This is a genomic window from Aeromonas sp. 62-46, assembly GCF_001898585.1.
Taxonomy (GTDB): Bacteria; Pseudomonadota; Gammaproteobacteria; order Enterobacterales; family Aeromonadaceae; genus Aeromonas; species Aeromonas caviae.
Genome location: NZ_MKUI01000005.1, coordinates 109,711 through 134,827 on the forward strand (window position 1 = coordinate 109,711; position 25,117 = coordinate 134,827).

Annotated in this window: 24 protein-coding genes; 13 read left to right on the forward strand and 11 right to left on the reverse strand. The window is 61.5% G+C overall.

Features of this window, described 5'->3' with window-relative positions; all coding sequences use genetic code 11:
• Positions 1-97 precede the first annotated feature (97 nt).
• The 3 genes from BGO64_RS02400 to BGO64_RS02410 all read right to left on the reverse strand — a co-directional run bounded on the left by BGO64_RS02400 (position 98) and on the right by BGO64_RS02410 (position 4,234).
• The gene (locus BGO64_RS02400) at positions 98-1,195 is read right to left on the reverse strand and encodes a polyamine ABC transporter substrate-binding protein (protein ID WP_039039663.1); all 1,098 of its coding nucleotides are present in this window, start codon (positions 1,193-1,195) and stop codon (positions 98-100) included.
• A 54-nt stretch (positions 1,196-1,249) separates the two neighbouring features.
• Positions 1,250-2,611, reverse strand: coding sequence for an aspartate aminotransferase family protein (locus BGO64_RS02405; RefSeq protein WP_010676059.1), 1,362 nt, complete (start codon positions 2,609-2,611; stop codon positions 1,250-1,252).
• Between the two features lie 291 nt (positions 2,612-2,902).
• A complete protein-coding gene (locus BGO64_RS02410) occupies positions 2,903-4,234 on the reverse strand; it encodes a glutamine synthetase family protein (RefSeq protein WP_010676060.1) in 1,332 nt (443 codons plus the stop codon).
• A gap of 462 nt (positions 4,235-4,696) precedes the next feature.
• On the opposite strand from BGO64_RS02410, the gene BGO64_RS02415 reads away from it, so the two are divergent.
• The 9 genes from BGO64_RS02415 (at position 4,697) to malZ (ending at position 13,457) form a co-directional block, all read left to right on the forward strand.
• Entirely contained in the window at positions 4,697-5,083 is a 387-nt protein-coding gene (locus tag BGO64_RS02415; protein ID WP_010676061.1) for a TraR/DksA family transcriptional regulator, read from the forward strand.
• Between the two features lie 156 nt (positions 5,084-5,239).
• Positions 5,240-6,100: a hypothetical protein gene (locus BGO64_RS02420; protein ID WP_286700103.1), complete on the forward strand. Its 861-nt coding sequence runs from the start codon at positions 5,240-5,242 to the stop codon at positions 6,098-6,100.
• 285 nt (positions 6,101-6,385) lie between these two features.
• Complete coding sequence (locus tag BGO64_RS02425; RefSeq protein ID WP_041214237.1) at positions 6,386-6,832, forward strand: Mpo1 family 2-hydroxy fatty acid dioxygenase; 447 nt, start codon at positions 6,386-6,388, stop codon at positions 6,830-6,832.
• 21 nt (positions 6,833-6,853) lie between these two features.
• Entirely contained in the window at positions 6,854-7,333 is a 480-nt protein-coding gene (locus tag BGO64_RS02430; RefSeq protein WP_103857784.1) for a CreA family protein, read from the forward strand.
• A gap of 77 nt (positions 7,334-7,410) precedes the next feature.
• Positions 7,411-8,400: a 2-hydroxyacid dehydrogenase gene (locus BGO64_RS02435; RefSeq protein WP_042878605.1), complete on the forward strand. Its 990-nt coding sequence runs from the start codon at positions 7,411-7,413 to the stop codon at positions 8,398-8,400.
• 104 nt (positions 8,401-8,504) lie between these two features.
• A complete protein-coding gene (gene yegD, locus BGO64_RS02440; RefSeq protein WP_010676066.1) occupies positions 8,505-9,866 on the forward strand; it encodes a molecular chaperone in 1,362 nt (453 codons plus the stop codon).
• 178 nt (positions 9,867-10,044) lie between these two features.
• A complete protein-coding gene (locus BGO64_RS02445; RefSeq protein WP_010676067.1) occupies positions 10,045-10,464 on the forward strand; it encodes an META domain-containing protein in 420 nt (139 codons plus the stop codon).
• 69 nt (positions 10,465-10,533) lie between these two features.
• Positions 10,534-11,382 carry an HDOD domain-containing protein gene (locus BGO64_RS02450; RefSeq protein ID WP_039039670.1) on the forward strand — a complete coding sequence of 283 codons (849 nt, stop codon included), beginning with the start codon at positions 10,534-10,536 and terminating at the stop codon, positions 11,380-11,382.
• Between the two features lie 245 nt (positions 11,383-11,627).
• On the forward strand, positions 11,628-13,457 hold the full coding sequence (malZ, locus tag BGO64_RS02455) for a maltodextrin glucosidase (protein WP_286700104.1): 1,830 nt from the start codon (positions 11,628-11,630) through the stop codon (positions 13,455-13,457).
• A 124-nt stretch (positions 13,458-13,581) separates the two neighbouring features.
• Here the strand turns inward: malZ and BGO64_RS02460 are convergent, their stop codons facing one another.
• From BGO64_RS02460 to BGO64_RS02495, 8 genes are all read right to left on the reverse strand, one after another.
• The gene (locus BGO64_RS02460) at positions 13,582-14,697 is read right to left on the reverse strand and encodes a class I SAM-dependent methyltransferase (RefSeq protein WP_113069212.1); all 1,116 of its coding nucleotides are present in this window, start codon (positions 14,695-14,697) and stop codon (positions 13,582-13,584) included.
• Between the two features lie 102 nt (positions 14,698-14,799).
• Positions 14,800-16,140 (reverse strand): DUF4910 domain-containing protein, encoded by a 1,341-nt coding sequence (locus BGO64_RS02465; protein WP_041211975.1) that lies wholly within the window; start codon positions 16,138-16,140, stop codon positions 14,800-14,802.
• On the reverse strand, positions 16,137-16,538 hold the full coding sequence (locus tag BGO64_RS02470; protein ID WP_041211976.1) for a VOC family protein: 402 nt from the start codon (positions 16,536-16,538) through the stop codon (positions 16,137-16,139). Before BGO64_RS02470 ends, BGO64_RS02465 begins: the two co-directional genes overlap by 4 nt.
• Positions 16,528-17,292 carry an AAC(3) family N-acetyltransferase gene (locus BGO64_RS02475; protein WP_041211977.1) on the reverse strand — a complete coding sequence of 255 codons (765 nt, stop codon included), beginning with the start codon at positions 17,290-17,292 and terminating at the stop codon, positions 16,528-16,530. Before BGO64_RS02475 ends, BGO64_RS02470 begins: the two co-directional genes overlap by 11 nt.
• Positions 17,289-17,513, reverse strand: coding sequence for an acyl carrier protein (locus BGO64_RS02480; RefSeq protein ID WP_041211978.1), 225 nt, complete (start codon positions 17,511-17,513; stop codon positions 17,289-17,291). The genes BGO64_RS02475 and BGO64_RS02480 overlap by 4 nt, the downstream gene beginning before the upstream one ends.
• Positions 17,506-19,188: an HAD-IIIC family phosphatase gene (locus BGO64_RS02485; RefSeq protein ID WP_113069214.1), complete on the reverse strand. Its 1,683-nt coding sequence runs from the start codon at positions 19,186-19,188 to the stop codon at positions 17,506-17,508. The genes BGO64_RS02480 and BGO64_RS02485 overlap by 8 nt, the downstream gene beginning before the upstream one ends.
• A 100-nt stretch (positions 19,189-19,288) precedes the next feature.
• The gene (locus BGO64_RS02490; RefSeq protein ID WP_042016441.1) at positions 19,289-19,822 is read right to left on the reverse strand and encodes an ATP--cob(I)alamin adenosyltransferase; all 534 of its coding nucleotides are present in this window, start codon (positions 19,820-19,822) and stop codon (positions 19,289-19,291) included.
• A gap of 94 nt (positions 19,823-19,916) precedes the next feature.
• Entirely contained in the window at positions 19,917-21,038 is a 1,122-nt protein-coding gene (locus BGO64_RS02495; protein WP_049636071.1) for a DUF5610 domain-containing protein, read from the reverse strand.
• Between the two features lie 169 nt (positions 21,039-21,207).
• Between BGO64_RS02495 and trmA the strand changes: the two genes are divergently transcribed.
• The 4 genes from trmA (at position 21,208) to BGO64_RS02520 (ending at position 25,098) form a co-directional block, all read left to right on the forward strand.
• Complete coding sequence (gene trmA, locus BGO64_RS02500; protein ID WP_041214233.1) at positions 21,208-22,341, forward strand: tRNA (uridine(54)-C5)-methyltransferase TrmA; 1,134 nt, start codon at positions 21,208-21,210, stop codon at positions 22,339-22,341.
• 258 nt (positions 22,342-22,599) lie between these two features.
• Positions 22,600-23,307, forward strand: coding sequence for a two-component system response regulator RstA (gene rstA / locus BGO64_RS02505; protein ID WP_010676073.1), 708 nt, complete (start codon positions 22,600-22,602; stop codon positions 23,305-23,307).
• 228 nt (positions 23,308-23,535) lie between these two features.
• The gene (gene rstB / locus BGO64_RS02515; protein WP_286700105.1) at positions 23,536-24,861 is read left to right on the forward strand and encodes a two-component system sensor histidine kinase RstB; all 1,326 of its coding nucleotides are present in this window, start codon (positions 23,536-23,538) and stop codon (positions 24,859-24,861) included.
• Between the two features lie 54 nt (positions 24,862-24,915).
• Positions 24,916-25,098, forward strand: coding sequence for a hypothetical protein (locus BGO64_RS02520; RefSeq protein ID WP_010676075.1), 183 nt, complete (start codon positions 24,916-24,918; stop codon positions 25,096-25,098).
• Positions 25,099-25,117 lie beyond the last annotated feature (19 nt).

The following is a 25,117-nucleotide window of genomic DNA, read 5'->3' on the forward strand; positions in this document are numbered from 1 at the left end:
GATTTTGCCAGTCGCGCATCCATACGCGCCGTCCAACCTGTCGGGTGGTCACCACCCTCCCGGCCGAACTGCGGACCGGGAGGGGTACTCGTCACTCTTACTTGCCTGACTTGATCTTGGTCCAGCTGCGGGTCATCAGACGCTGCACCTTGGCCGGCAGATCCGGGAAGGTGTAGATCTTCTTGAGGGTATCCGGCGTCGGGTAGATACCCGGGTCGGTACGGATCGCCTCGTCCACCAGCGGCGTGGCCGCCTTGTTGCCGTTCGGGAACTGCACCACGTTGGTGATGTTCGCGATCACGTCCGGCTTCATCAGGTAATTGATGAAGGTGTGGGCCGCCTCGACGTTCTTGGCATCCGCCGGGATGGCGATCATGTCGAAGAAGCTGCCTGCCCCCTCTTTCGGAATGGTGTAAGTCAGGCTGACACCGTTCTTGGCCTCGGCGGCACGCGCCTTGGACTGCTGCAGGTCACCGGAGTAACCCACTGCCACGCACAGGTTGCCGTTGGCCAGATCCGAAATGTACTTGGAGGAGTGGAAGTAAGCGGTATAGGGACGGATGGAGAGGAACAGCTCCTCTGCCTTCTTCAGCTCGTCCGGCTTCTGGCTGTCCGGCTTGAAGCCCAGGTATTGCAGGGCGGCCGGCAGCATTTCGGTCGGCGAGTCGAGGAAGGAGACACCGCACTCCTTCAGCTTGGCCATGTTCTCCGGCTTGAACACCAGATCCCAGGAGTCCACCGGGGCATCCGCCCCCAGCACGGCCTTCACCTTCTCGGCGTTGTAGGCATAGCCGATGGTGCCCCACAGGTAAGGGATGGAGTATTGGTTGCCCGGATCGCTCGGTTCGAGCGCCTTGAGCAGGTCGACGTCCAGGTTCTGCCAGTTGGAGAGTTTGGACTTGTCCAGCTTCTGGAAGACACCTGCCTTGATCTGCTTGGCCAAGAAGGGGTTGGACGGTACGACGATGTCATAGCCCGACTTGCCTGCCAGCAACTTGGCTTCCAGCACTTCATTGCTGTCGAACACGTCGTAGACCACCTTGATGCCCGTCTCCTTCTGGAAGTTTTCCAGCGTATCCGGCGCGATATAGTCGCTCCAGTTGTAGACGTGCAGCACCTTCTCGTCGGCCATCGCCCCGGTACTCATCATGACCAGCGCCACGGAAGCAGCCATCATTCCCTTTTTAAAAGACATAGTCCTTGTCTCCTAAGCAAATTGTATGCGTAAGCCAACCTGCCCGGTTCCCGCCTATTCCCGCAGCTTTGCAGCCGTCAGGTCCAGACTGAGCCTGGCCAGTTTGACCAATTCATCCACCTGTTCCTCGGTGATCACCAAGGGGGGCGATATGATCATGGTATCGCCGACAGCCCTCATCACCAAGCCATTGTTAAAACAGAACTCCCGACAGGTCATCCCGGCATGGAGCTCGGCCGGGAAGCGACGTTTCGTCTGCTTGTCCTGCACTATTTCCAGCGCGGCGACCAGGCCTTTTCCACGGGTTTCCCCCACCAGCGGATGGTCCGCCAGCTCAGCCCAGCGGCGCTGCAAATAGGGGCCGATACTATCATGAACTCGCTTAACTATGCTCTCCCTTTGCATAAGCTGGATGTTGGCAATGGCCACGGCGCAGGCGACCGGATGGCCGGAATAGGTGAAGCCATGGTTGAACTCCCCCCCCTCTTCCACCAGCACCCTGGCAACCCTGTCCCCCACCATCACGGCGCCCATCGGCAGATAGCCGGAGGTAATGCCCTTGGCCAGGCACATGAGATCGGGTTTGATGCCAAAACCTTCACTGGCAAACCAGTGGCCGGTGCGGCCAAAGCCGCATATCACCTCGTCGGCGATAAGCAGGATGCCGTACTGGTCGCAGATACGCTGGATCTCGGGCCAGTAGCTCTCGGGTGGAATGATGACCCCCCCCGCACCCTGGATAGGCTCGCCGATGAAGGCGGCCACCTTGTCCACCCCCAGTGCCAGGATCTTCTCTTCCAGCTGGCGGGCACGGGCCAGACCGAACTCGTGGGCGCTCATGCCCTCTCCCTCACCGAAGTGATAGGGCTGGTCGATGTGTACTATGCCGGGAATGGGCAAGCCGCCCTGGGCGTGCATCCCCTTCATGCCGCCCAGACTGGCCCCCGCCACGGTGGAGCCGTGATAGGCATTGTGGCGGCTGATGATCACCTGCTTGTCAGGTTGTCCCTTGCTGGCCCAGTAGTGGCGCACCATGCGCAGCACTGTGTCGTTGCACTCCGAGCCCGAGCCGGTGAAGAAGACGTGGTTGAGGTGGGAAGGCGTGATCTCGGCCAGCAGGGTGGCCAGCTCGGCAGCAGGGGGGTGGCTGGTCTGGAAGAAGAGGTTGTAGTAGGGCAGCTGCTGCATCTGGCGAGTGGCGGCATCCACCAGCTCCTGACGGCCGTAGCCCATGTTGACGCACCACAGACCCGCCATCCCGTCCAGAATGCGCTTGCCTTCGGAGTCTTCCAGATAGACGCCTTCGGCCTTGGTGATGATGCGACTGCCCTTCTTGTTCAGGGCCTGAAAATCGGTAAACGGATGCAGATGATGGCTGGCTTCCAGTTGCTGCCACTCACGGGTGGTGTGCTGCATTGCTTGCTCCTCGGTTCCTTCGATTCGGCGAATCTTGTCGCCATTCATGAGGGCACGGGTGGCCTGCCCGGTCACTGCCATTCACGGGGCTGGCACTCTCTTGCCTGCTCGATGCCTTTCCATGGGGCGAACATCGTCGCCAGTTGATTGCAGGTGACCCCCCTCTCCATTGCGAGAGCGGGCCTCACCTTTACTCGGTGCCTTCCGGGTCGCGGGCGCCCCCGCCAGACGGGCCTTCGGCCCCTTGCTTGCGATATGACGGGGAGAGGCCTCGCCTCCCCCGGGGACAGATCAGACGTTCAGCAGCAGGAATTCCCGTTCCCAGCGGCTGATCACGCCGAAATAGGTCTCGTACTCCTTGCGTTTGACGGCCACAAAGGCGCGGATGAAGCGCTCCCCCAGCATGTCCTTGATGGGTTCACACTGCTCCAGGTGGCTCAGCGATTCCTCCAGCGAGCGGGGCAGGCTGTAGGGCAGGTCATAGGCACTCGCCTTCATCTCCTGCATGGGTTCGAGCTTCTCCAGCATGCCGAGGTAGCCGCAGGCCAGAGTGGCGGCCAGGGCCAGATACGGATTGGCATCGGCCCCGGCGAAGCGGTTCTCGACCCGGCGTGCACTCGGTTCGGAGAAGGGGACCCGCAGGCCGCAGGTGCGGTTTTCCACCCCCCACTGCACGTTGCGCGGCGCACTCTCGCCAAAGGTGAGGCGGCGGTAGGAGTTGACGTTCGGCGCCAGCAGGGCGGTCACTGCCGGGGTGTATTTCTGCAGGCCGGCGATGAAATGCATGAACAGATCGGAGTTGCCCCCTTCGCTGGTACCAAACAGGTTGTTGCCATCCATGTCTTCCAGGCTCTGGTGGATGTGCATGGCGGAACCCGGTTCGTTGCTCATGGGCTTGGCCATGAAGGTGGCATAGATGCCGTGGCGATGGGCGGCCTCGCGCATGGTGCGCTTGAACAGAAACACCTGGTCGGCGAGATCGATGGCATCCCCGTGCAGGAAGTTGATCTCCATCTGGGCGGCGCCGGATTCGTGGATCAGGGTGTCCACCTCAAGCTCCTGGGCCTCGCAGTAGTCGTACATGTCCTCGAAGATGGGGTCGAATTCGTTCACCGCATCGATGCTGAACGACTGGCGGGCCGTTTCCGGGCGGCCGTTGCGGCCCACCGGCGGTACCAGCGGATAGTCGGGATCTTCGTTGCGGGTCACCAGGTAGAACTCCAGCTCCGGCGCCACCACCGGCTTCCAGCCCTGCTTCTCGTAGAATGACAGAACCCGGCGCAGCACGGAGCGGGGAGCGATGTCGATGAGCTTGCCGTTGACGTCAAAGCAGTCGTGGATCACCTGGGCGGTGGGCTCCAGCGCCCAGGGTACGAAACGAATGGTGTTGGGATCGGGATAGAGCTGCATGTCCCGCTCCAGCGGGTCTATCATGCTGTCGTCATCCGGGTACTCGCCAGTCACCGTCTGGGTGAAGATGACCTCGGGCAGCCGCATGCCCCCCTCGCGCAGAAACTTGTTGGCTGGAATGATCTTGCCTCGGGCATTGCCGGTGAAATCCGGAAACAGGCACTCCACTTCCGTGATGCGATTGCTCTCCATCCAGCCCTTGATACTGTCCATGTTAAACCCCGACTTTACGGTTGCCATTGTCAAGGGTGTCTAATATAAGGAACACCCTTGTTAAGAAAATGTAATCGACCACACCATAAAAGCCCGTGATAAAGGCCTTTGTCAAGCAGCGGTGTTTAAAAAACTATAAACAACGGCCTGTATAATGACCAGCGCGGCACCAAATACTAAACACTTTGTGTCACGATCAGCCCACTGCAAGCTCGATGCCAACGGCGGCGGGATCTCGTTCGATACTCAGTCAGACCCTGTCGGAGAAGGCCCATTTCTTTGCAAGGGCGCACACTCCTTATCCAATTTCCTTTGCATGTCTGCATTTTTTTGGTACAAGGCCCGCCCTGATTTGCACTCTCCTGCATGGATTTGGTGCAAAACGGGATACAAGGGCTTGGTCTGACGACAGACAGCCCCCATCAATGGGTAACATTGGGAAACTGACTGGTAGCAAACCGTATGTGTGATTTCATGACAGAAGACCAACTGACCTTCTACAAAGGCCAGATCGAGCGACAAATCCTTGAGCTCGAAGAACGTCTCAACTCCCAGGCCAGCCAGGCTATCGCCACCGATACCAACGAGATGGCGGATGAAATTGACCGTGCCAGTGTCGAGGAGGCCCGTCGCCTGGAGCTGAACCGCATCGAGCACGACAAGTTGCACCTGCGCAAGCTGAAAGGGGCGTTGAAGCGCATCAATGAAGGGGATTTCGGCTATTGCGAATCCTGTGGCGACGAGATCTCTCTCAAGCGGCTGCAGGCCCGTCCCGAGTCCCGCTTCTGTGTTGAATGCCAGAGCACCAAGGAATTCAACGACACTCACGTGTTCCGTCGCGTCGCCTGATGCGGCGAACAAGCCCGGCCTCGGTACGAGCCGGGCACAGGGCAGGCCATGCCCGAAGATGACGCGGCCGGGTGATCCCCGGCCCCTTTCACAGCAAGAGCGTGACAACTTCTGTTAGACTCCGGGCAAGTCCCGGATCCTACAGGAGATCAAAGCGTGAAATGGCTCATCAGGCTGTGCTTGTGCCTGCCATTGCTGGCACAAGCACAGACGCTCACCGTCAAGGTCCCCAGCCGACCGATCAACGATCTCGACAACGAATACCAGCTCAAGCTGCTGGAACTGGCGCTCAACCACGCCGGGCAGCCCTACAAGCTGGAGCGGGTCGACCTCAATCTCAACCAGTACAGCCTCCAGCAGGCGCTTGCCAAGGGCAAGGTCATCAATGTGTTCTGGATGGGTACCTCCAGCACACTGGAATCCTCCCTCACCGCAGTGCCAATCCCGCTGTTTCGTGGCCTGGAAGGGCTGCGCCTCTCCTTCATCCACGCCGATGCCCAGGAGCGGTTCAACCAGATCAACACCCTGGCAGACCTCAAGAAACTGAAAGCCGCACAGGGGGTGGGCTGGGCCGACAACAAGATCCTGGAACTGGCAGGCATTCCCACCTATGCCGGGCGCTACAGCAACCTGTTTCGCCTGATGAATGACGGCGACAAGCTGGACTTCTTCCCCCGTGGTCTGGTGGAAATCTTCGCCGAACGCAGCGAGCTGGCGGCACAATATCCCAACCTGGTGATCGATCAGCACCTGCTGATCCGCTACCCCTTCGCCGAGTTCTTCTTCGTCAGCCCGGAGTCGCCGAAGCTGGCCAAGGCGATCCAGACCGGCCTCGAGCGTGCCTATGCCGACGGCAGCTTCATGGCGTTCTTTCGGGAGAACCCCAAGATCCGCGAGGCCCTGGCCAGCGCCAATCTGGAGCAGAGAGTCACCATCGCCCTGCCCAATCCCGACATGACCCCCTTGCTCAAAAGCATTCCGGCCCAATATTGGGAGTATCCACCGTCGCAGGAGTAAATGGACACGATATCCGGCGTTGAGAATATCCACCGCTGCGAGCGTGAACGGACACGGCCTCCGGTATTGGAAATATCCACCGTCGCAGGAGTAAACGGACACGATATCCGGCGTTGAGAATATCCACCGCTGCGAGCATGAACGGACACGGTATCCCGGCATTGGGAATATCCGCCGCCGGGAGCGTGATCAGCCGCGGGTCATCCCATCCGGTGGGCGCAGCCCGCCGCAGACGCACAGGAACGCGAGGTCGCCCGGCCTCAATACGCGCACCAGGGAGGTGCCATGAAACGACTGGATGACTGGTTTCGCGACTACGGCCAGAGCCATCAACACCCCGTCAATGTGGCCATCCACAAGGTGGCGGTGCCAGGCATCTACCTCTGCATCCTGGCCCTGCTCTGGTGCCTGCCCGCCGGTCCCCTGCCAGCGTCCTTCAACTGGGCGGGGCTGGTGGCCATCCCGGTGCTGGTCTTCTACCTGCGGCTGTCGTTGACGATCTTTACGGGGATGACCGCCCTGACCGCCCTGGGACTGGCCTTCTGCCACGTCTGGCAGGGGCCGCTGCTGTGGCCTGCCCTCATCGGGTTCGTGCTGTTCTGGATAGCCCAGTTCGTCGGTCACCATATCGAGGGGAAACGCCCCTCCTTTCTCACCGACCTGCAATTTCTGCTGGTAGGCCCCGCCTGGGTGCTGGCCAGCCTCTATCGTCGTTTGGGCATCCCTTTCTGAGGGAGGCCAACAGGAGAGACCATGAGACATCCTCAGACCCTTGCTCGCACCCTGCCCCTGCTGCTGGGGGCACTGATGACCGGCCCGGTGCTGGCCGACAAGGCAGATCCCGTCGGCGAGGTGAGCACCGCTTTCAAGCTGCTCGGCCCCAACCACAAGATCCTGGTGGAGGCGTTCGACGACCCGAAAATCGCCGGTGTCGCCTGCTATCTGGCGCGCCCCAAGACCGGCGGCGTCAAGGGCGGACTCGGGCTGGCGGAAGATCCCTCCCACGCCTCCCTCTCCTGCCACCAGATCGGCCCCATCACCCTTCCCGCCAGGCTGAAGGCGGGGGAAGAGGTGTTCGATGTCAGCACCTCGCTGGTGTTCAAGGAGCAGAAGGTGGTGCGTTTTTACGACGAGAAGCGCAATGCCCTTGTCTATCTGACTTACAGCACCAAGTTGGTGGATGGTTCGTACAAGAGTGCAGTGAGTGCCGTCCCCATCATGCCCTGGGGTTGAAACAGCACCACTTATCCCGTGATGACGGTCACTATTTGTTGTAATTTAACCACATCATTATCTACGGAGAGCGCACCATGAGAGTCGCCGTTTTCAGTACCAAGAGCTACGACAAGGAACATTTCCACCAGGCCAACGCCCAGTACGGTTTCGATCTGGAGTTCTTCGACGTGCGGCTGGAGGCCAAGACGGCCCGTCTCGCCCACGGCTTCCCCGTGGTCTGCCTGTTCGTCAACGATGATGCCGACCGCGAAGTGCTGACCGAGCTGGCGCAGTACGGCACCAGGGTCATCGCCCTGCGCTGCGCCGGTTACAACAACGTGGATCTGGCCGCCGCCAAGGAGCTGGGACTCAAGGTGGTGCGGGTGCCTGCCTACTCCCCCGAGGCCGTTGCCGAACATGCGGTGGGCCTGATGATGACCCTCAACCGCCGCATCCATAAGGCGTATCAGCGCACCCGGGACGCCAACTTCTCCCTGGAGGGGCTGGTCGGCTTCAACATGCATGGCCGCACCGCCGGCATCATAGGCACCGGCAAGATCGGCATCGCCACCTTGCGCATCCTCAAGGGGTTCGGCATGCGCCTGCTGGTGAGCGATCCCTATCCGAACCAGGCGGCCATCGATCTGGGCGCCGAGTACGTGGATCTCGACACCCTATTCCGTCAGTCCGATGTCATCAGCCTGCACTGCCCCCTGTTCAAGGAGAACTATCACCTGCTGAACAAGGAGGCCTTCGCCAAGATGAAGGACGGGGTGATGATCATCAACACCAGCCGGGGCGGCCTGCTCGACTCCAACGCCGCCATCGAGGCCCTCAAGACCTCCCGCATCGGCGCCCTGGGGCTGGACGTCTACGAGGAGGAGGAAGACCTCTTCTTCGAGGACAAGTCCAACGAGGTGATCACCGACGACGTCTTCCGCCGCCTGTCTGCCTGCCACAACGTGCTGTTCACCGGTCACCAGGCCTTCCTGACCCGGGAGGCGCTGCACGCCATCGCCGACACCACCCTCAGCAACATCCAGGCCATCGAGAGCCAGGGCCGCTCTGACAACGAAGTGGAGTGATCCCTGAGGCGTTGTCGCCACGCCATTGATCCCGCCGCCGGGTTGTGAGACCCGGCGGCATCGGGTAGGCTACCAGCCCTTTTTTGTACAGGAGTCTGGCCAGCATGTTCATCGGATTTGATTACGGTACCTCCAACTGTGCCGTCGCCGTGATGGAACAGGGCAGCCCCAGGCTGCTGACCCTCTCCGGTTCCCATTACCTTCCCTCCACCCTGCACGCCCCCCACCGGGACGCCATCGCCGGCCTCCTGGCCGAAGGCCTGGCCCCCGTCCAGCAGAGCGAATACCTCAAGCTGCGCGGTCCCGTGGTGACCCGTGCCCAGGCGGTGCGCCGCCAGATGCGCGAAGAGGGACTCATCGACGAGCTGAGCTTCGGCGGTGCGGCGCTGGCGCGCTATCTCGAAGAGCCGGACGAGGGCTACTACATCAAGTCCCCCAAATCCTTTCTCGGTGCCTATGGCCTCAAGGCTCCCCAGATCGCCCTGTTCGAGGACATCGTCTGCGCCATGATGCTGCACGTGCGCCGGGAGGCGGAGCAGCAGACGGGCAGCACCATCCGCCAGGCGGTGATCGGCCGACCGGTCAACTTCCAGGGACTGGCGGGGGAAGAGAGCAACCGCCAGGCCATCGCCATCCTGAGCGAGGCGGCACGCCTCGCCGGGTTCGAGCGGGTGGAGTTCCTCTATGAGCCGGTGGCCGCCGGCTTCGAGTTCGAAGCGCGCCTCACCGAGGATGCGGTGGTGCTGGTGGTGGACATCGGGGGCGGGACCACCGACTGCTCCGTACTGCGCATGGGCCCGAGCCACCGTGACCAGCTGGATCGCAGCGGCGATCTGCTCGGTCACAGCGGCCAGCGCATCGGGGGCAACGACTTCGACATCCGCCTGACCGTGGAGGGCATGATGCCGCTGCTCGGCATGCACGAGACCCTCAAGACCGGCAAGCCACTGCCCCATCCCCTGTTCTGGGACGCCGCCGCCATCAATGACGTCAGTGCCCAGAGCCGTTTCTACAGCCTGGATACAGCACGTCAGTTGCAGGATCTCCAGCTCGACAGCCAGCCGGGCAGCAAGCTCCCGCGCCTCGCCAGCCTGCGGGCCCACAAGCTGAGCCATCAACTGGTGTGGCGCGCCGAGCAGGGCAAAATCGCCCTCTCCGACCACGAGCACAATCACCAGACCCTGAACGAGCTGGAAAAAGGGCTGGAGGCGGCACTCACCCGCCCCCAGCTGGCCAGTGCTTCCGCACCCTTGCTGGAGAAGATTGGCGAGCTGATGGACGAGGCGATCCAGGCGGCAGGCGTGCAGCCTGACCGGGTCTTCGTCACCGGCGGCAGTGCCCGCTCCCCCCTCATCAAGGCCTTCATCCAGCAGAAACTGCCCAAGGTACCGCTGGAGGGGGGTGATGACTTCGGTTCGGTGGCCTCGGGCCTCGCCCGCTATGCCGAGCGCCTGTTTGCGGACTGAAACGGCCAGGGGAGCCATGGGCAACCGGTAGACAGGTTCGCTCGGGGCGGGTGTTGCCATTTGCCGACACCCCCTCTTCCCCCGGGGCGACAGAAGCGGTCGGGCTCCTCCCCCCTCGCCCTGCCGCCCGGGCCCATGGACGGGTATGCTTGTCATACCCACCACCGGAGCCCCTTCAATGCCCAGATACCTGCTACTGCTGCTCGCCCTGCTTCTGCTCAGCGCCTGCAGCAGTGCTCCCCGCTTTGCCTCGCAAGACCTGCAACACCATCACTGGGTGCTCGATCGGCTGGATGGCCAGGCCATCGCCAGCCGCCGCAGCAATCCCCCCGACATCGAGATCGGTGAGCACTTCACCGTCAACGGCATCGCCGGTTGCAACCGCTACTTCGGCCAGGGTCACCTCAAGGGGAACAAGCTCTGGGTCACCAGCCTCGGCAGCACCGCCATGGCCTGCCCCCCCGAACTCGATCTGATAGAGCAGGCCGTGCTCGCCACCCTGACGGAGGGGGCCACACTGAGCGGTTCCACCCAGACCCTGATCCTCCAGGGAAAACGGCACCGTTTGGAATACAGGCTGCAAGACTGGGTGTACTAGAGCTCACAAAACCGCTCGCCAGCAGGAACAACTGGCCAGGCTGTGGCACAATATGAGGCATTGTTAGCAATGGAGGCTGCCTCAGCCATGTCGATGGATCGCCTGTTTGGCAAGATCAAGCAACTGCCCACAATTCCGAAACTGCTGCACGAGCTGATGCAGAGTTTCAACGACGAGAATGCCCGCATCGACGAGATCGCGGCCAAGATCGCCATGGACCAGGTGATCAGCGTCAAGGTACTGCGGATGGCCAACTCCGCCGCCCTGCGCCGTGGCAATGAAATCACCTCCATCGAACAGGCGGTGATCCGCCTCGGTTTCAACCGCCTGCGCTCCGTGGTGGTCGCCTCCGGCATCATCAGCAGCTTCAAGGCCCCTCCCGGCTTTGACAAGCTCCACTTCTGGACCCAGACCTTCCAGGTCGCCACCATTGCGCGCACCCTGGCACAGCAGACCACCTCGGTGGATCCCGAGACCGCCTTCACCTGCGCCCTCATTCACAACATTGGCGAGCTGCTGATCCAGAGCACCCTGCCGGAAGAGGCGGGGCTCATCAATCTGGCCATCGAGAAAGGCAGCAGCCGGGTCGATGCCCAGCGGGAGATGCTGGGTTACGACTATGCCCAGCTCGGCGCAGAGCTGGCGCGGCGCTGGAACCTGTCGCCCGCCTTCGTGGATGCCATCGCCCAGCAGCTCGACCCCCTCTCCCACGATCCGGTCAGCAAGGAGGCCGTGCTCATCCGGCTCGCCGTCTTCGTCTCCTTCGCCTGGCAGGCCGGCGTACCGGCACAGGCCATCATCGCCCGTTTCCCCAGAACCCTGGCTGACCAGCTGGGGCTGGATCCCGCCAGCCTGGCGGATCAGCTGGAGCAGCTCCACGAGCAGGGCAACGCCCTGGCCGATTTGCTGACCCAGTAGATGTACAACGGCCGATCAGCAGGAGCCGGATCCCCGTCTCATTCTGGCGGATTAGCTCGAACAGCTGCACGAACAAAGCAATGCCCTGGCCGATTTGCTGACCCAATCGCGTCACGGCAGACCGCCCAGCCAAGCCGGAAGCACCGTCTCATTCTGGCCGGTCGTCACATACACACGCCCATGGACGGGATAAGATGGCCTGCGCCCATCCCCCACTCCTGAGCCTCTCTGACACAGTAGATACCATGACCCATCCCTTCCTGTTTCACCCCCAGGCGGCACCCTGGTTCAAAGAGAGTGCCGACACCCTGCAGCTCACCCTGTTCAGCGAGCTGGACGCCCCCATCCGCGAGGTGTGGCTGCGCCACGAGCCGGACAACGAGGAGTATCTGGTCGCCATGACGCCGGTCGCCACCCGGGACAGGCTTCAGGTCTGGCAGGTCGAACTGCCGCTGGCCAGGGGGCAGGAGATCCACCTCTACTGCTTCAAGTGCCTCACCGACGAGGAGCAGTGGTGGCTGCACGGGGCGGGCGTCAGCGCCGCCATGCCGCCGCGGGAGCAGCATTTCCGCTTCAACAGCCATCACCAGCCCCCGGCCTGGGTGCAGGATCAGGTGTTCTACCAGATCTTCCCCGACCGCTTCTGCAACGGCGACCCGTCGCTGAGCGTCAAGCATCACGAGTACGAGTACAGGGGCAAGGCGGTCATCAGCAAGGCCTGGGGCGAGCCGGTCAGCCGCCACGAAGAGGGGCACGGCGCCTGTGAATTCTACGGCGGGGATCTGGCGGGCATCGACGCCAAACTGCACTACCTACAATCCCTGGGGGTGACGGCGCTCTACCTCAACCCCATCTTCGATTCGCCGAGCAACCACAAGTACGACACCCAGGACTACTTCAAGGTGGATGCGCACCTCGGTACCAATGCCCAGTTTGCCGAGCTGACCCGCAACCTGCACCAGCGCGGCATGAGGATCATCCTGGATGCGGTGGTCAACCACACCTCCACCGAGCACCCCTGGTTCTGCCCGCCGCTGGGCGCCCAGCGCAACCCGGATTCCCCCTGGCGCAGCTTCTACACCTTCGATCAGGAAGGGGATTATGTTAGCTGGAAAGGGATCCGCAGCCTGCCCAAGCTGGATTTCTCAAGTGAACAGGTGCAGGACGCCGTTTATCGGGCAGACAACGCCATTCTGCGCTACTGGATGCGCGCCCCCTACCAGATCGATGGCTGGCGCTTCGACGTCATCCACATGCTGGGGGAGCGGGGCACTGCCGAGGGCAATCGCGGCCATGTGCGCGCCATTCGCGGCGCGGTGAAGCAGGAGAATCCGGACGCATACGTCCTCGGCGAGCACTTCTTCGAGGCGAGCCAGTGGCTGCAGGGGGATCAGGAGGATGGCGCCATGAACTACTACGGCTTCGCCCACCCCATCCGCGCCTTCCTGGCGGGGCAGGACATCGCCTATCACCCCATCAAGATCAGCGCCACCGAGCTGGATCACTGGCTCAAGCTGGCACGGGCCCATATTCCGTTCAAGAACCAGCTGGCCCAGTTCAACCTGCTGGACAGCCACGACACCGCCCGCTTCCTGCACCTGCTGGGGGAAGACAAGCAGCGGATGCGACTCGCCGCCACCCTGCTCATCACCTACATCGGCGTGCCCTCCATCTACTACGGCGACGAGGTGGGGCTCTCCGGCGGCAACGACCCGGACTGCCGCCGCTGCTTCCCCTGGGATACCACCGACTGGGATCACGTGCTGCACGACCACTATCGCCGCCTGATCCAGCTGCGCCGCCAGCGCCCGGCCCTGCGCCGGGGAGACATCCAGACCCTCTACGCCGGCCCTCACAGCTATGTGTTCGCCCGTACCCTGCAAAGCGATCAGGTGGTGGTCGCCTGCAACCGCCACCCCACGGAGCCGCGCACCATCAGCCTGCCCCTGTGGCAGACCGCCAGCCCCGCCAGCCGCTTCACCGACGCCTTCAACGGCGACAAGTTCGAGGTGGTGCTGGGGGAGGTGCAGCTCACCATCCCGGCCAACTCGGCCAGGGTACTGCTGTCGAGCTGACCTGAGAGAGGATCAAGTAGATGGCGGGCTCTGTCCCGCCATTACTCCCGGTCGTTATCAATTTCCGACCAGTAAAATTATTTACTACACGTCATTCTGACGTTCCTTCTCCTTATGCCTTTAATCAGGCATCACTAAATACCTCGACATGTTCATAGGTGACACCATGAATTTTCATTGTTTCAAATATTTCCTTATAGAAACTTGAAGCAATTACCAGATTGCTGACATGCTGATTACGGATCTTCTCAAAATAACTCACTTTGAGATTCACACCAGGCAATATGCGATCGGCTTTATTCTTGTCACCATCAACGACAATGATATTCGTACTGTCCAAAATCTCTTTCTCAACCCCATTCAGAAGAATCACTGATGCAGAACCGGCCCCCCACCAGACGACGCTATCTGCCTTTCTAAGAAAATCATTTACTCTGTCGCGAGATGCATCGCACCGCTGCTTGAACATTGAGAGATTATCGATATAAAAGGCTTTATCAAAGGCCACTTCAATTTCGTTGTAACGTGTATTTTCAGCCTTGACAAAAACAACCCTTAAACTGTCATTCTCAACACGGTGATATATTATTTTAAGTTTGTTATCACGGGCCAAAACTTGCATGAAGTAGATATTATAATAGAAGAGGTGCTGTACATGAAAACCACCAAAATCAGGAACTTCAATGACAATTCTTCCGGCATCATTCAACGTTTCTGTCATCAATTTAAAGATAGAGAAGGGGTCTTCAAAATGCTCAAACACATGCATAAGATAGTAACCATCTACCTTGTCCGGAACATGACTAGCATTAAAGTAACCCTTTATAACGTTAAGCCCCAAGCCCTTCGCAATATCGGCTTGGGGGCCAGGCTCAATTCCTGTTACATTGGAGAATCCGCTCTCGTTCAGTTTTTTCAGCAAATATCCTTCTGAACAGCCAATCTCCAGTATATTTTCATCTTTGCCAAAATGACTTGTTATGGTATCAATCATACCGTCATATTTAGAGGCGCCGATATTATTCAGCGGAGAAATATATAGATAGTTGTCATATATTTCCGTTAGTTCTTCCGATGATAATTTCTTGGATGCAAACCCCACCAGACAATCTTTGCAGGCACTGACCTGCAATTCCGACACCTTTACCGGAAAATCACCTGAATATGCAGATAAAACGGCTGGCATCTTGCGTTCAAGGAAAACCAATGTGTTATCACTGTGACAATATGGACATCTCATGATCCTCTCCTAACGATGTGATCAGGATTGATGAAACAAAGTTGAACGATCGCAATATCTATGGATTCTCATCCATCACATCATGCAACGAAATACCTATTCTCAAAGACGACTACGCCTGCGCAGAACCCCTGCATCCATAAGCTTTCTAGCCAAGGGCTCGACTCGCCAAAACGGTACTTCGATGATCTCGGCAATCTCAAAAAGGCTCAGATGACCATCGCTGTAAGCCAGCAGGTTCATCATGTCCTTTACCTGTGCACCGGACTCACGTGTTGATAGATTCGGATAGAGGCCACGACGCCCCAATTGGGGCTCACCCAATACGGTAGCCTCACAGTATTCATCCAACTCCAGACACTCGATCGCCCGCCGCAACGCTAGGAAACTATCCGCCAGCCCCCGCGGCGTGACCAGAGTAAGATCGTCCAAAGAGGTGTGGTATTCGGAATAACAACCGTACTTGCTGCGCATCATGGTGGTGACTGGCAAGTCTATGCCAGGAGCACATAGCTGACGTTCGTTGGAACCCCGATCAAGATAGCTATACGCCATATAATCAGGTGCGATATGGCCCAACACATGGCGTCCTATGCGATCAGCTATAGAATTCCCCTGTCTGGATGGTAAGAACGAGTAACACCTTTCATCCCCCATACATGTCAGATTAAAACCAGCCAACGTATGAGACTTGAGGTGCTCCAGATGGCGAGAGAGATAAACGATAGCCCCGATTGTCTCAGGAACAAGCATCAATCGATAGCTGTAGCGTCGCTTAGGCAAGGAGGCCAGCCAGGCCATCAAAAACACTCCGACACCTGGGCCGGACAACTCGTTGTTGGCCATGGAGGGGTGGCAAACATAGCTGGATAACAAGATTTCCTGCTCACTCTCCCCCGGTAGCACCCACTCGGCATAAGTCAGTGAGCCCGGTTGCAAGCTGGTATCGATCACAACCTCATAATTTCCTTCGGGTAACGCTTCCCGCACATTGTGGGGTAAACAAAAGCCCCAACGGCGCTGATAATAAGACGTGACATAGGGGATGGCATCCGGTAACTCAGGCAAGGAGTGCAAGTGAGGTTGTAATTCTGCTAAAGGGAGAGTACAGCGTACCGGTTCTGAGTAACCCACCAAATGCAAGTTACTATCATTGAAATCAACCACCTTGTGCCCATCAGGTCCCAAGATGTAAGCCTCTCTGACATTCCACTCATCCGGCACTGTCCAATCAAAAAATGTGCTTCCGCTGGCAACTTCATGGATCTGCAATTCAGGTAAACAATGTTCGCGAAACAGGGCCAATGTTTTTCTTACACCATCGCCTGTCAAGCTGCGATTGAGCGGAAACAGCAAGGAAAGCAAACGATGCAGCTGTTCGCCAAGCTGATCCTGGTCAGCCCAGTCTGTAGGCAAATAACAACTGTCATGATTCGGCATCATTCAACCCCCTCAATTAGCTCAACAATATGTCCCAAGGGACTGAGAAAAAACTGGACATGAGAGCCCCCAAAAGCGATCGCTGGCAGGCTGGGCCCAAGGGGCAGGTGACGCTGTTCGCGCAGCCGTTCGGCGCTCTCCTGCAGGCAGCTCACCCGATAGGCAAGGTGGTTGATGACGTTGCGCCGGGTCTTGAGCACCTGGGCAACCGGGCTCTCCTCGCCGGCCGGGGCGACCAGCTCGTAACAGAGGCCATGGTCGTCGTGCACGAACTGCACCCAGACCCGTTGCAGCGGATCTTCCACCGCCGCCGAGCAGCGGCTCAGCCCCAGCACATCGCGGCAATAGGCCACACCGCTCGCCAGGTCCGGCACCACCAGTCCGATGTGATCAAACTGCATGGGACTCTCCTCCCGCCCGGATCAGGGCGTATGGGGCCGCCGCCAGCAACTCGCTGGCGGCCAGGATGAAGTCGCGGCACGACACCGCCCAGACCGGCACCCGCTGGCACAGCGTCTGGCGCCAGGCGCCCCGCTCCTGCAATAGGGTCACCAACCGGGAGAGGTCGATTTCGCTGGCCAGCGACAGGTCGCGCACATAGTAATCCGCCTGCCACTCCCGCACGCGGCCATCGACGCGCACCTGACCCGCAAACATCTTGTGATAGCGGTAGGGGACGGCCAGCCGCTGCTCCACGTAGTGGGTGAAGGTGATGCGGTCGGGGTGGCAACCCAGCCCCAGCAGCCAGCCGTTCTGCTCCGCCAGCCAGCCGAACGGGCTCTCCTGGCCGAAACAGTCGTGACACTCCCGCGCCACCAGCGCAGGCCCCTGTGGGCCGCTGATCGCCATGCTGAAGACGGGATCCAGTGTGCGCACCACCCCTTCCCGCTGGCGGAACAGCTCCGTCATCAAGCCCACCTTGCTCGGGGTCTGCGCAGGGTCGAAGCATTCGTCCGCCATCGGGCTGTAACTGAAGGTCGGCACCAGCAGGTGTCCATCCAGCCACTGCTCCAGGCATGTCCAGAAGGCCGCGATGCCCTCGGCGTTGCCCATGCCGGCAAACTGTGCCACCACCATGGCATCCGAGTGCACCATCAGGGCGCCGCCTCTGGGGATCCCCAGCTCGGTCAGCGCCTGCTCGAGTGCCTGTTTCACACGGCAACCCCTTTGCGCAGCAGGGCTTGCTGGATGTCGGTCAGACTCTTCAACTCGGCCAGCTCCTGCGGCTCGAACCGCACGGCATAGTGCTGTTCGACCAGCAACAGCAGGTTGAAGTGACCCAGAGAATCCCACTCGGGAAAACTGCCGAGGGCAGACTGTGCATTGACGCTGGCCTGAGGGAACTGCTGGTGTGCCAGCGCGATAAGGTCATTCATTGGCATAGAACTCCAAAAACGGGAGAGAAAGAGAGCAGAGATCCAGACTGAGGAACAGCTCGTCCGCCAGCGGCAGCAACCCCGCTGGAGTGGTTATCGGCCGGGTTGGCAGGCTCGCCAGAAAATCCCGTGCCGGCTGGTTGCGGGTGGTGGCAACCAGGCTGATGACCAGCTCGGTCACGCCTTGCGCCCGCAGATGGTTTGCCAGTTGCGCCAGCAGCCAGTATTCAAAGCCGCGCCCCAGTACCCGGCAGCTGATGGCCAGGGTATCCAGCAGCGCCCTGCCCTCGTCGAGCGGGTGCACCACCAGCAGCGCCGTCATGCCATGATCGGCGAATCGGTCTCGCAGGCCGGCCAGCCAGACGTCGCCTCCCTCGGCGGCCAGCCGGGCCAGCTCCGCCGCCTGATAACGGCGGCCAGAGAGGTTGAACTGATTGGTCTTCTGGCTGAGCTGTTCGGCTCGCAACTGGTTGCCCGGGGAGAGCGGCTGCCAGTCGGCCTGCAGCGCCAATTGCCGCAGGAAGGCGTGCTCGTCGCCCAGTTGCCGGCGCACCGCCTCGGCCTCGGCCTGGGCCTGATAGGAGTGCTGCCGCAGGCCGTCATCCCGGCTCTGGTGGCGACTGCACAGGGCCGGCAGCGTCAGCAGGGCATCCGGCCAGCTCCAGAGATCGGCCGGCGGGGTCATCACCATCACCTCGGGGCAGTTGGCCCGCACCTCGGCCCGCTCCAGCTCGCTGTCATCCCAGAAGACCAGGCTGTCCAGCCCGACATGGAGGCGGGCGGCCAGCCGCCGCAGCCCCTGGGATTTGGGCTCCCAGCCGATTTCGGCGGCGGCGATCTGCGCCCGTGTCAGCACCATGCCCGGATGCTCGTCAAACAGCCGCCACACATCGTCAGGCAGATTCTTGGAGCAGAGCGCCAGCACTATACCCTGCCCGTGCCAGTGGCTGGCTGCCTGCTGGAAAGCCTGGTAGAGCCGGCCCATCCCGTCCTGCCCCAGCAGGACGCCGCCGACACCGTCTTCGCCGACCACGCCGCCCCACAGGGTATTGTCGCAGTCGAGCACCAGCACCTTGTGGGCGGGTTGCTGCAACCGCTGCAGCAAGGGGAGAATCCACTGCGCCAGGCTGGCCAGACCGGCCATGGAGAAGGGGCAGGACATCAGATAGAGGTTGCGCCGATCGAAGCAGTGCTGGCGGCCATGCTGTTGCAGCCAGAGTGGCAGGTGCAGGTCGTCCAGGCCGGGTTGCTGCAGGCGCAGGCGGGCCATCTGCTGCTCGAACGCACTGGCCAGCACGGCGAGCACGGCAGGGGCCGTGCCATAGACACAGAGCGGCGCATGGCTGCAGGCCCCCACCAGCAGATGATCCTGCGGGCGGCGCTGCAGATGCTGCAACAGAGGCTGGCAGAGCGCGTCGACGAAGGCGGCAACCGCCAGCAGCTGCTCATCCTGCGCCAGACGCCCCCACTCCTGCAGGGTTCGAGCGGGCACCAGATCTTCCCACAGCCAGATGATGATGTGGGTCCCGGCCGCGGCATCGGCGCTCTGGTGCATCAGGGTCTGCAACCACTGGCCATGGGGGGCCACCTGCACTTCGCCGTATTCAGCCAGGGGGCGCCAAGCGAGGTTGCCCGGCATCAAGAACGAACTGCCACTGAGATGAATCGATGTCATGGCTTCTCCCACTCCGCTGTCGGCACCATCCAAGTTTTAATAACTTTGCTTGATCGTCTTTGATCTTCTAGAAAAATAAAAGCCTTTTCAGTCATTTATATCAGTAGTTGATGCTGACATAGGGGACTTCGGTCACATCCCACGCCTGCTTGAGGTAGACGGTGAGCACGAAGAAGAAGTTGGCCAGCAGGTTGGCGAAGCGATAGAGGATAGGATCGAAGCGCACGCCGCTCTCTTCCAGGCGTACCAGCAGACGCACCACCTTCTTGCTGCCACAGCGGCACAGGTGCAGGGTGGGAATGGGCTGGGGCCCCTGGGGCAGCACGAAGCCGGTCACTCGGCCGCGACTCGCCTCGTTGTAGTGATCGTACCGCCCCTTCAGCCAGTCCAGATCCTCCTCGAAGATGCCGAGCCGTCCCCGCACCGAGCCGTTGAGGTTGTAGATGAGCCGCTGCAGGGTCGCCAGATCCGCCATCACGGGCCGGGTATCCTCATCCGGCATCAGATGAGAGAGCACGGCCCCCACCTGGCAGCAGAGCTCGTCGGTGGCGATCTCGTAGTCGCACTGGAACTGGGTTTCGAAGATGAAGGGGTAGCAGAGCTCGCGCTTGTCTCTTGGCTTCTTGGGGTTCATGGCATCGCCGGGCTGGGGAAAAGGGCAGTGTGCCAGCCCGGGGACGGGCTGGCAAACACCCCGCCCCCGCCGGCATCACGGGGGCGTCGCCAGACTAGCCGGTCGCCATCTGCTGGCCAAGCAGCCTCATGGCTTCCAGCATCCGCTGGTTGAAGCCCATGAAGCCTGCCCCCTGGGTCGCCCCATCCTGACCCCGCGCCGCCAGCACGGTGGGCGTCAGCGCCTCCTGCTGGGAAGGGGGCAGCAGGGCGTCGGCCTGCTGCTGCAACCGGCTGAGCCTCGGCAGGTAGTCCGCCAGGGGCTTGAGGCTCTCCTGCAGGGAACTGGCCCCCTGGTAGGTCTGACTCAACTTGGCCGATTGCTTGAGCTTGAGGGAGTAGGAGACCAGCTGGCTGTCATCCAGTTGCAGCCCGTTCAGCCCGTCAGCCAGAGTCTTGCCGTCGCCCCCCTTGAAGAACTGCCCGGCCAGCTCGTCCAGCCCCTTGACCAGGGTGCCGATGGCATCCATCTCGGCACTGTCGAGATCCCCCTCCAGGGAGAAGTCGAAGCTCTGGCTCGACTTGAGGCTGAACTGGCTGCCGCCCCCATCGCTCTGGGACTTGAACTGCCAGCTGTCGCTGAAGCGCAACATCACCTTGTCCCCATCCCGGGTCTCGATCTCGAGGAGGGCCTGCTGGCGGCTGGCCATCCTGGCATCCCCCAGATCCGTCGTCGACACCTTGCCGAAGAACTCCTTCTCGAACTCGTCTAGCCCCTTCTGGATCAGCTTGTAGCTCTGATCCATGCCGGTCTTGATGTCCTCGTTGTCCGCCCAGTCACCGAGCTGCTTCCTGGCGTCACCGAAGCCCTTGTCCACCCCCTTGCGGGCCTGCTCCATCATCTTGGTCAGGTCGTCGTCGGACTTGCCGTCCGCACGGGCCGCGCCTATCCGCCCGGTGACGAACTGCAGCACGTTGTCCGCCACCGACTGGAAATCGAACAGGGTCTCCGGGGTGATCTCCTGGGGTTCCTGCACCTTGGGTGCCTTGTAGCCCTGGCCGTTGATCTCCAGCGCAAATTGCAGCGCCTGCTGGATCAGCACCTGGGCCCATTTCGGGGGCTTGTTCAGGGAGACCTCATCCCCCTTGTCCGCCGTTTTCGACTCCGTCTGTTGAGGCGATTTGGGAGCAATGCCCACTCCCTTGGGTTGGGCTGCGCCCATGCCATCAATTTGCATCATTACTCTCCCGCCTATAGTGGTGGATCGGTTATCGGCCCGACTGGCCACTTCTTGACCACAAAAAACTTGGACAATCCGCAACGGCCTTTTAAAATCCCCACCCTTTGGTTGGCTGCGGCCTTCCCCCGGTCTTTCCCCGGCTCAGCCCGGTGCATGCGAGGTATCCATGACTCAATCCCAGCCATCTTCCGCCGACGCCCAGGGCAGACGGACTCCTGCCGACTACCAGGCCCAGCTCGACGAGAAGCGCGATCGCCTCACCCAGCTGTTCGCCCCCTTCAATCCGCCCGCGCTGGAGCTGCACGCCTCTCCCGCCCAGCACTACCGGATGCGCGCCGAGTTCCGCATCTGGCACGAGGGGGACGACCTCTTCCACTGCATGTATGCACCGGCCACCAAGGAGATTATCCGGGTCGACAGCTTCCCCACCGCCAGCCTGCTCATCAACCGGCTGATGCCTGTGCTGCTGGCCGGGCTGCGCCCGCACCCCGTGCTGCGCAAGAAGCTGTTCCAGATCGACTATCTCTCCACCCAGTCCGGCCAGATCTGCGTCAGCCTGCTCTACCACCGCAAGCTGGAAGCCGAGTGGCAGCAGGCCGCCGAGGCGCTGCAGGCCGACCTGCGTGCCAAGGGGTTCGAGCTGCAACTGATTGGCCGCGCCCACAAGCAGAAGATCTGCCTGGGGGATGACTTCGTCATCGAACGCCTGACCGTGCAGGGGCGCGAGCTGGTCTACAAGCAGGTGGAAAACAGCTTCACCCAGCCCAACGCCGCCATCAACGAACAGATGCTGGGCTGGGCCCTGGACGTGACCAAGGGGAGCGAGGGGGACCTGCTGGAGCTCTACTGCGGCAACGGCAACTTCTCCATCGCTCTGGCGCAGAACTTTCGCAAGGTGCTGGCCACCGAGATCGCCAAGCCGAGCGTGGACTCCGCCCAGTTCAACATCGCCGCCAACGGTGTCGACAACCTGATCATCCTGCGCATGTCGGCGGAGGAGTTCACCATGGCGATGCGCGGCGAGCGGGAGTTCAACCGCCTCAAGGGGGTCGATCTCGGCGCCTACCAGTGCAACACCATCTTCGTCGACCCGCCCCGGGCCGGTCTGGACGACGCCACCGTCAAGCTGGTGCAGGATTACGACAACATCCTCTACATCTCCTGCAACCCCGAGACCCTGCAGGCCAACATGGCCGTACTAGGTGAAACCCACGAGATCGCCCGCTTCGCCCTGTTCGACCAGTTCCCCTGGACCCACCACATGGAAGCCGGGGTGTACCTGAAGCGCAAGGGCGGCTGATCCGGGCGGTTCCCCGGCTGCCCCATGGCAGCCGGGGCCGCTTTGGCCACTGAAGGGCGCGGATCCTGCCTCATCGGACCGACCCGCCACGGGACAAGTGGGGCGGCCCGATGCCAACCGCTTCATCCTGCCCCCCCATCCCCCCGGGAGAAGGGGCAAAAACCCCCGCATTGATTAGTTATCCCGGTGCAGAGCGCGGACGCAGCCGTTATGCTGGCGACACACCCACTCACGCCATGACCGGGGAACCACGCCACCATGCCACGCGTTCTGTTTGTTGAAGACGATCCCGAGATAGGCCAGCTCATCAGCAGTTGGCTCGGTCGCCACGACATCGAGGTGCTGCTGGAGACCCGGGGTGACCGGGCACTCGACAGGGCCCTGGCCGAGCAGCCGGATCTGGTGCTGCTCGACATCATGCTGCCGGGGCAGGATGGCCTCTCCCTGTGCCGGGATCTGCGCCCGCGCTTTGCCGGCCCCATCGTCATGCTCACTTCGCTCGACAGCGACATGAACCAGATCCTGAGCCTGGAGCTGGGGGCCAACGACTACATCCTCAAGACCACGCCCCCCCCGGTGCTGCTGGCCCGGCTGCGAGTCCAGTTTCGCCAGCAGGGGCAGAGCCAGCAGGCCGTGGTCCCCGCCGCCCCGCCCCAGCGCCTGCAGTTCGGCCGCCTCCAGATAGACGGCCCGGGTCGGGATGTGCGCCTCGATGGGGAGAGCATTCCCCTCTCCACCGCCGATTTCGACCTCCTGTGGGAGCTGGCCTGCCACGCCGGCCAGATCCTGGGGCGGGAGGCGCTGTTTCGCAGCCTGCGGGGGCGCGACTACGACGGCCAGGATCGCAGCATGGACGTGGCCATCTCCCGTCTGCGCCGCCGGCTCGGGGATGACAGCAACAACCCGACCCGCATCAAGACGGTGCGCCAAAAGGGTTATCTACTCGTACCCCAGGCTTGGGAATGAGCTGGTGTCTCACACGCCTGCACACCAGAAGCCAGGGAATGACAGCAACAACTCGATCTGGATCAAGACGGTGCGCCAGAAAGGTTACCTGCTGGTGCCCCAGGCCTGGGAATAAGCCCCGCCGAATGACCTTGATGCACTCAGCCTTCTCCCCTTGCGGGAGAAGGGTTGGGGATGAGGGGCAACAAGGCAATGTCCAGACGCAATCCAGGCAAGAGGAGAGCCCCGATGCGACGCCTGTTTATCCAGTTCTATCTGCTGCTGATAGGCTGCTTCACCCTCGCCATTCTGCTCATCGGGCTGGTCTATCAGGTCAGCGCCGAGCGGGCGGGGGACCGTTATCTGGAGCGGATGATGCAAGGCTCCCTCGGCCTGCTCACTGGCGAGCTGGCCCGGCTGCCGCCGGAACACTGGGCCACCCGCACCGGCGAACAGAGCCGCCAGCTCAATCTGCCGCTGCAGATCGGCGTCCTCGCCAACCAGCCGCTGGCCAGCGAGGATCAGGCCTTCCTCGAGGCGGGCAACATCGTCATCGTCGAAGAGGATGACACCTTCCTGCAGCGCATCCCGAACACCGACAAGGTGCTGATCGTCGGTCCCGTCCCCTACCTCTCCTACCTGCACGAGCTGCACTGGGTGGACGTGGGGCTGCTGCTGCTCATCGGCCTTTCCCTCGGCCTGCCCATCCTGCTCTGGCTGCGCCCCCACTGGCGCGGCCTGCAACAGCTCGAACAGACCGCCCGCCGGGTCGGCGACGGGGATCTCTCCTGTCGCACCGGTTTGCCGCCCGGCAGCAGCCTGGGCCGGGTCGGCCGCACCTTCGACCAGATGGCGGAGCAGTTGCAGGCCATGCTGGCCAGTCGCAAGCAGTTGACCGACGCCATCGCCCACGAGCTGCGCTCCCCCCTGGTGCGGCTGCGCTATCGCCTCGCCATGCTGGCCGAGCCTCCCTCACCCGAGGAGCAGCAGGGACTGGAGCGGGACCTCGGCGCCCTCGATGCCCTCATCGAGGAGATGCTGACCTATGCCAGGCTCGATCGCCCCGAACTGCCGCTGCAATGCAGCGATCTGGAGCTCGGCAGCTGGGCCGGCAGCCGCCTTGCCGACTGGCAGGCCCTGCGACCGGACAAGCGGCTCGACTTCGTGCGCCCGGCCATGGCTCTGCCCTGGCGCGGCGACACCCGATTGCTGGACCGGGCGCTGGAAAACCTCATCGGCAACGCCCTGCGCCATGCCACCAACCAGGCAAGCCTCTGCATAGCGCGACAGGGGGACGACTATCTGCTGGAGGTGGCCGACGATGGCCCCGGCATCGATCCCGCGCTGGCCCCGCAAATCTTCGAGCCCTTCGTGCGCCTGGATCAGAGCCGGGACAGACGCACCGGCGGCGCCGGGCTGGGGCTGGCCATCGTGCGCAGCATCGCCCACCACCACGGCGGCGAGGTGCAACTGCTGCCAAGCAGCAGCGGTGCCCGTTTCTGCCTGACCCTGCCCGTACATTTGGATACAAACCGTCACCAGTCGCTCACTGAACCGCAGGTCGAACAACCCTAGGATGAAGTCATGGAGAAACGCTCCATGTCATCAAACCGAACGAGGAACTGGAATATGAACAAGCTGATCCCCCTGACTCTGGCCGCTGTCTTCGCCCTGACCTCCGGCTTCACCATGGCCGCCACCCCGACCAAGGCCGCCGCTCCCCACGCCACCCAGACCAAGGTCGTGAAAAAGCATCACAAGGCTGCCCACGCCAAGGCGCCGGCCGTCAAGGTTGCCCCCAAGACCAAGTAAGCTGCCCGCTTCCGCCATG

Coding starts and splice junctions, on each gene's coding strand:
- BGO64_RS02450 (WP_039039670.1), top strand. CDS start 10,534: ATGGAGGCTGCCTCAGCCATGTCGATGGATCGCCTGTTTGGCAAGATC.
- trmA (WP_041214233.1), top strand. CDS start 21,208: ATGACTCAATCCCAGCCATCTTCCGCCGACGCCCAGGGCAGACGGACT.
- BGO64_RS02415 (WP_010676061.1), top strand. CDS start 4,697: ATGTGTGATTTCATGACAGAAGACCAACTGACCTTCTACAAAGGCCAG.
- BGO64_RS02490 (WP_042016441.1), bottom strand. CDS start 19,822: ATGAACCCCAAGAAGCCAAGAGACAAGCGCGAGCTCTGCTACCCCTTC.
- BGO64_RS02465 (WP_041211975.1), bottom strand. CDS start 16,140: ATGATGCCGAATCATGACAGTTGTTATTTGCCTACAGACTGGGCTGAC.
- BGO64_RS02495 (WP_049636071.1), bottom strand. CDS start 21,038: ATGCAAATTGATGGCATGGGCGCAGCCCAACCCAAGGGAGTGGGCATT.
- rstB (WP_286700105.1), top strand. CDS start 23,536: ATGCGACGCCTGTTTATCCAGTTCTATCTGCTGCTGATAGGCTGCTTC.
- BGO64_RS02485 (WP_113069214.1), bottom strand. CDS start 19,188: ATGACATCGATTCATCTCAGTGGCAGTTCGTTCTTGATGCCGGGCAAC.
- rstA (WP_010676073.1), top strand. CDS start 22,600: ATGCCACGCGTTCTGTTTGTTGAAGACGATCCCGAGATAGGCCAGCTC.
- BGO64_RS02425 (WP_041214237.1), top strand. CDS start 6,386: ATGAAACGACTGGATGACTGGTTTCGCGACTACGGCCAGAGCCATCAA.
- malZ (WP_286700104.1), top strand. CDS start 11,628: ATGACCCATCCCTTCCTGTTTCACCCCCAGGCGGCACCCTGGTTCAAA.
- BGO64_RS02480 (WP_041211978.1), bottom strand. CDS start 17,513: ATGAATGACCTTATCGCGCTGGCACACCAGCAGTTCCCTCAGGCCAGC.
- BGO64_RS02430 (WP_103857784.1), top strand. CDS start 6,854: ATGAGACATCCTCAGACCCTTGCTCGCACCCTGCCCCTGCTGCTGGGG.
- BGO64_RS02445 (WP_010676067.1), top strand. CDS start 10,045: ATGCCCAGATACCTGCTACTGCTGCTCGCCCTGCTTCTGCTCAGCGCC.
- BGO64_RS02470 (WP_041211976.1), bottom strand. CDS start 16,538: ATGCAGTTTGATCACATCGGACTGGTGGTGCCGGACCTGGCGAGCGGT.
- BGO64_RS02460 (WP_113069212.1), bottom strand. CDS start 14,697: ATGAGATGTCCATATTGTCACAGTGATAACACATTGGTTTTCCTTGAA.
- BGO64_RS02410 (WP_010676060.1), bottom strand. CDS start 4,234: ATGGACAGTATCAAGGGCTGGATGGAGAGCAATCGCATCACGGAAGTG.
- yegD (WP_010676066.1), top strand. CDS start 8,505: ATGTTCATCGGATTTGATTACGGTACCTCCAACTGTGCCGTCGCCGTG.
- BGO64_RS02520 (WP_010676075.1), top strand. CDS start 24,916: ATGAACAAGCTGATCCCCCTGACTCTGGCCGCTGTCTTCGCCCTGACC.
- BGO64_RS02405 (WP_010676059.1), bottom strand. CDS start 2,611: ATGCAGCACACCACCCGTGAGTGGCAGCAACTGGAAGCCAGCCATCAT.
- BGO64_RS02435 (WP_042878605.1), top strand. CDS start 7,411: ATGAGAGTCGCCGTTTTCAGTACCAAGAGCTACGACAAGGAACATTTC.
- BGO64_RS02400 (WP_039039663.1), bottom strand. CDS start 1,195: ATGTCTTTTAAAAAGGGAATGATGGCTGCTTCCGTGGCGCTGGTCATG.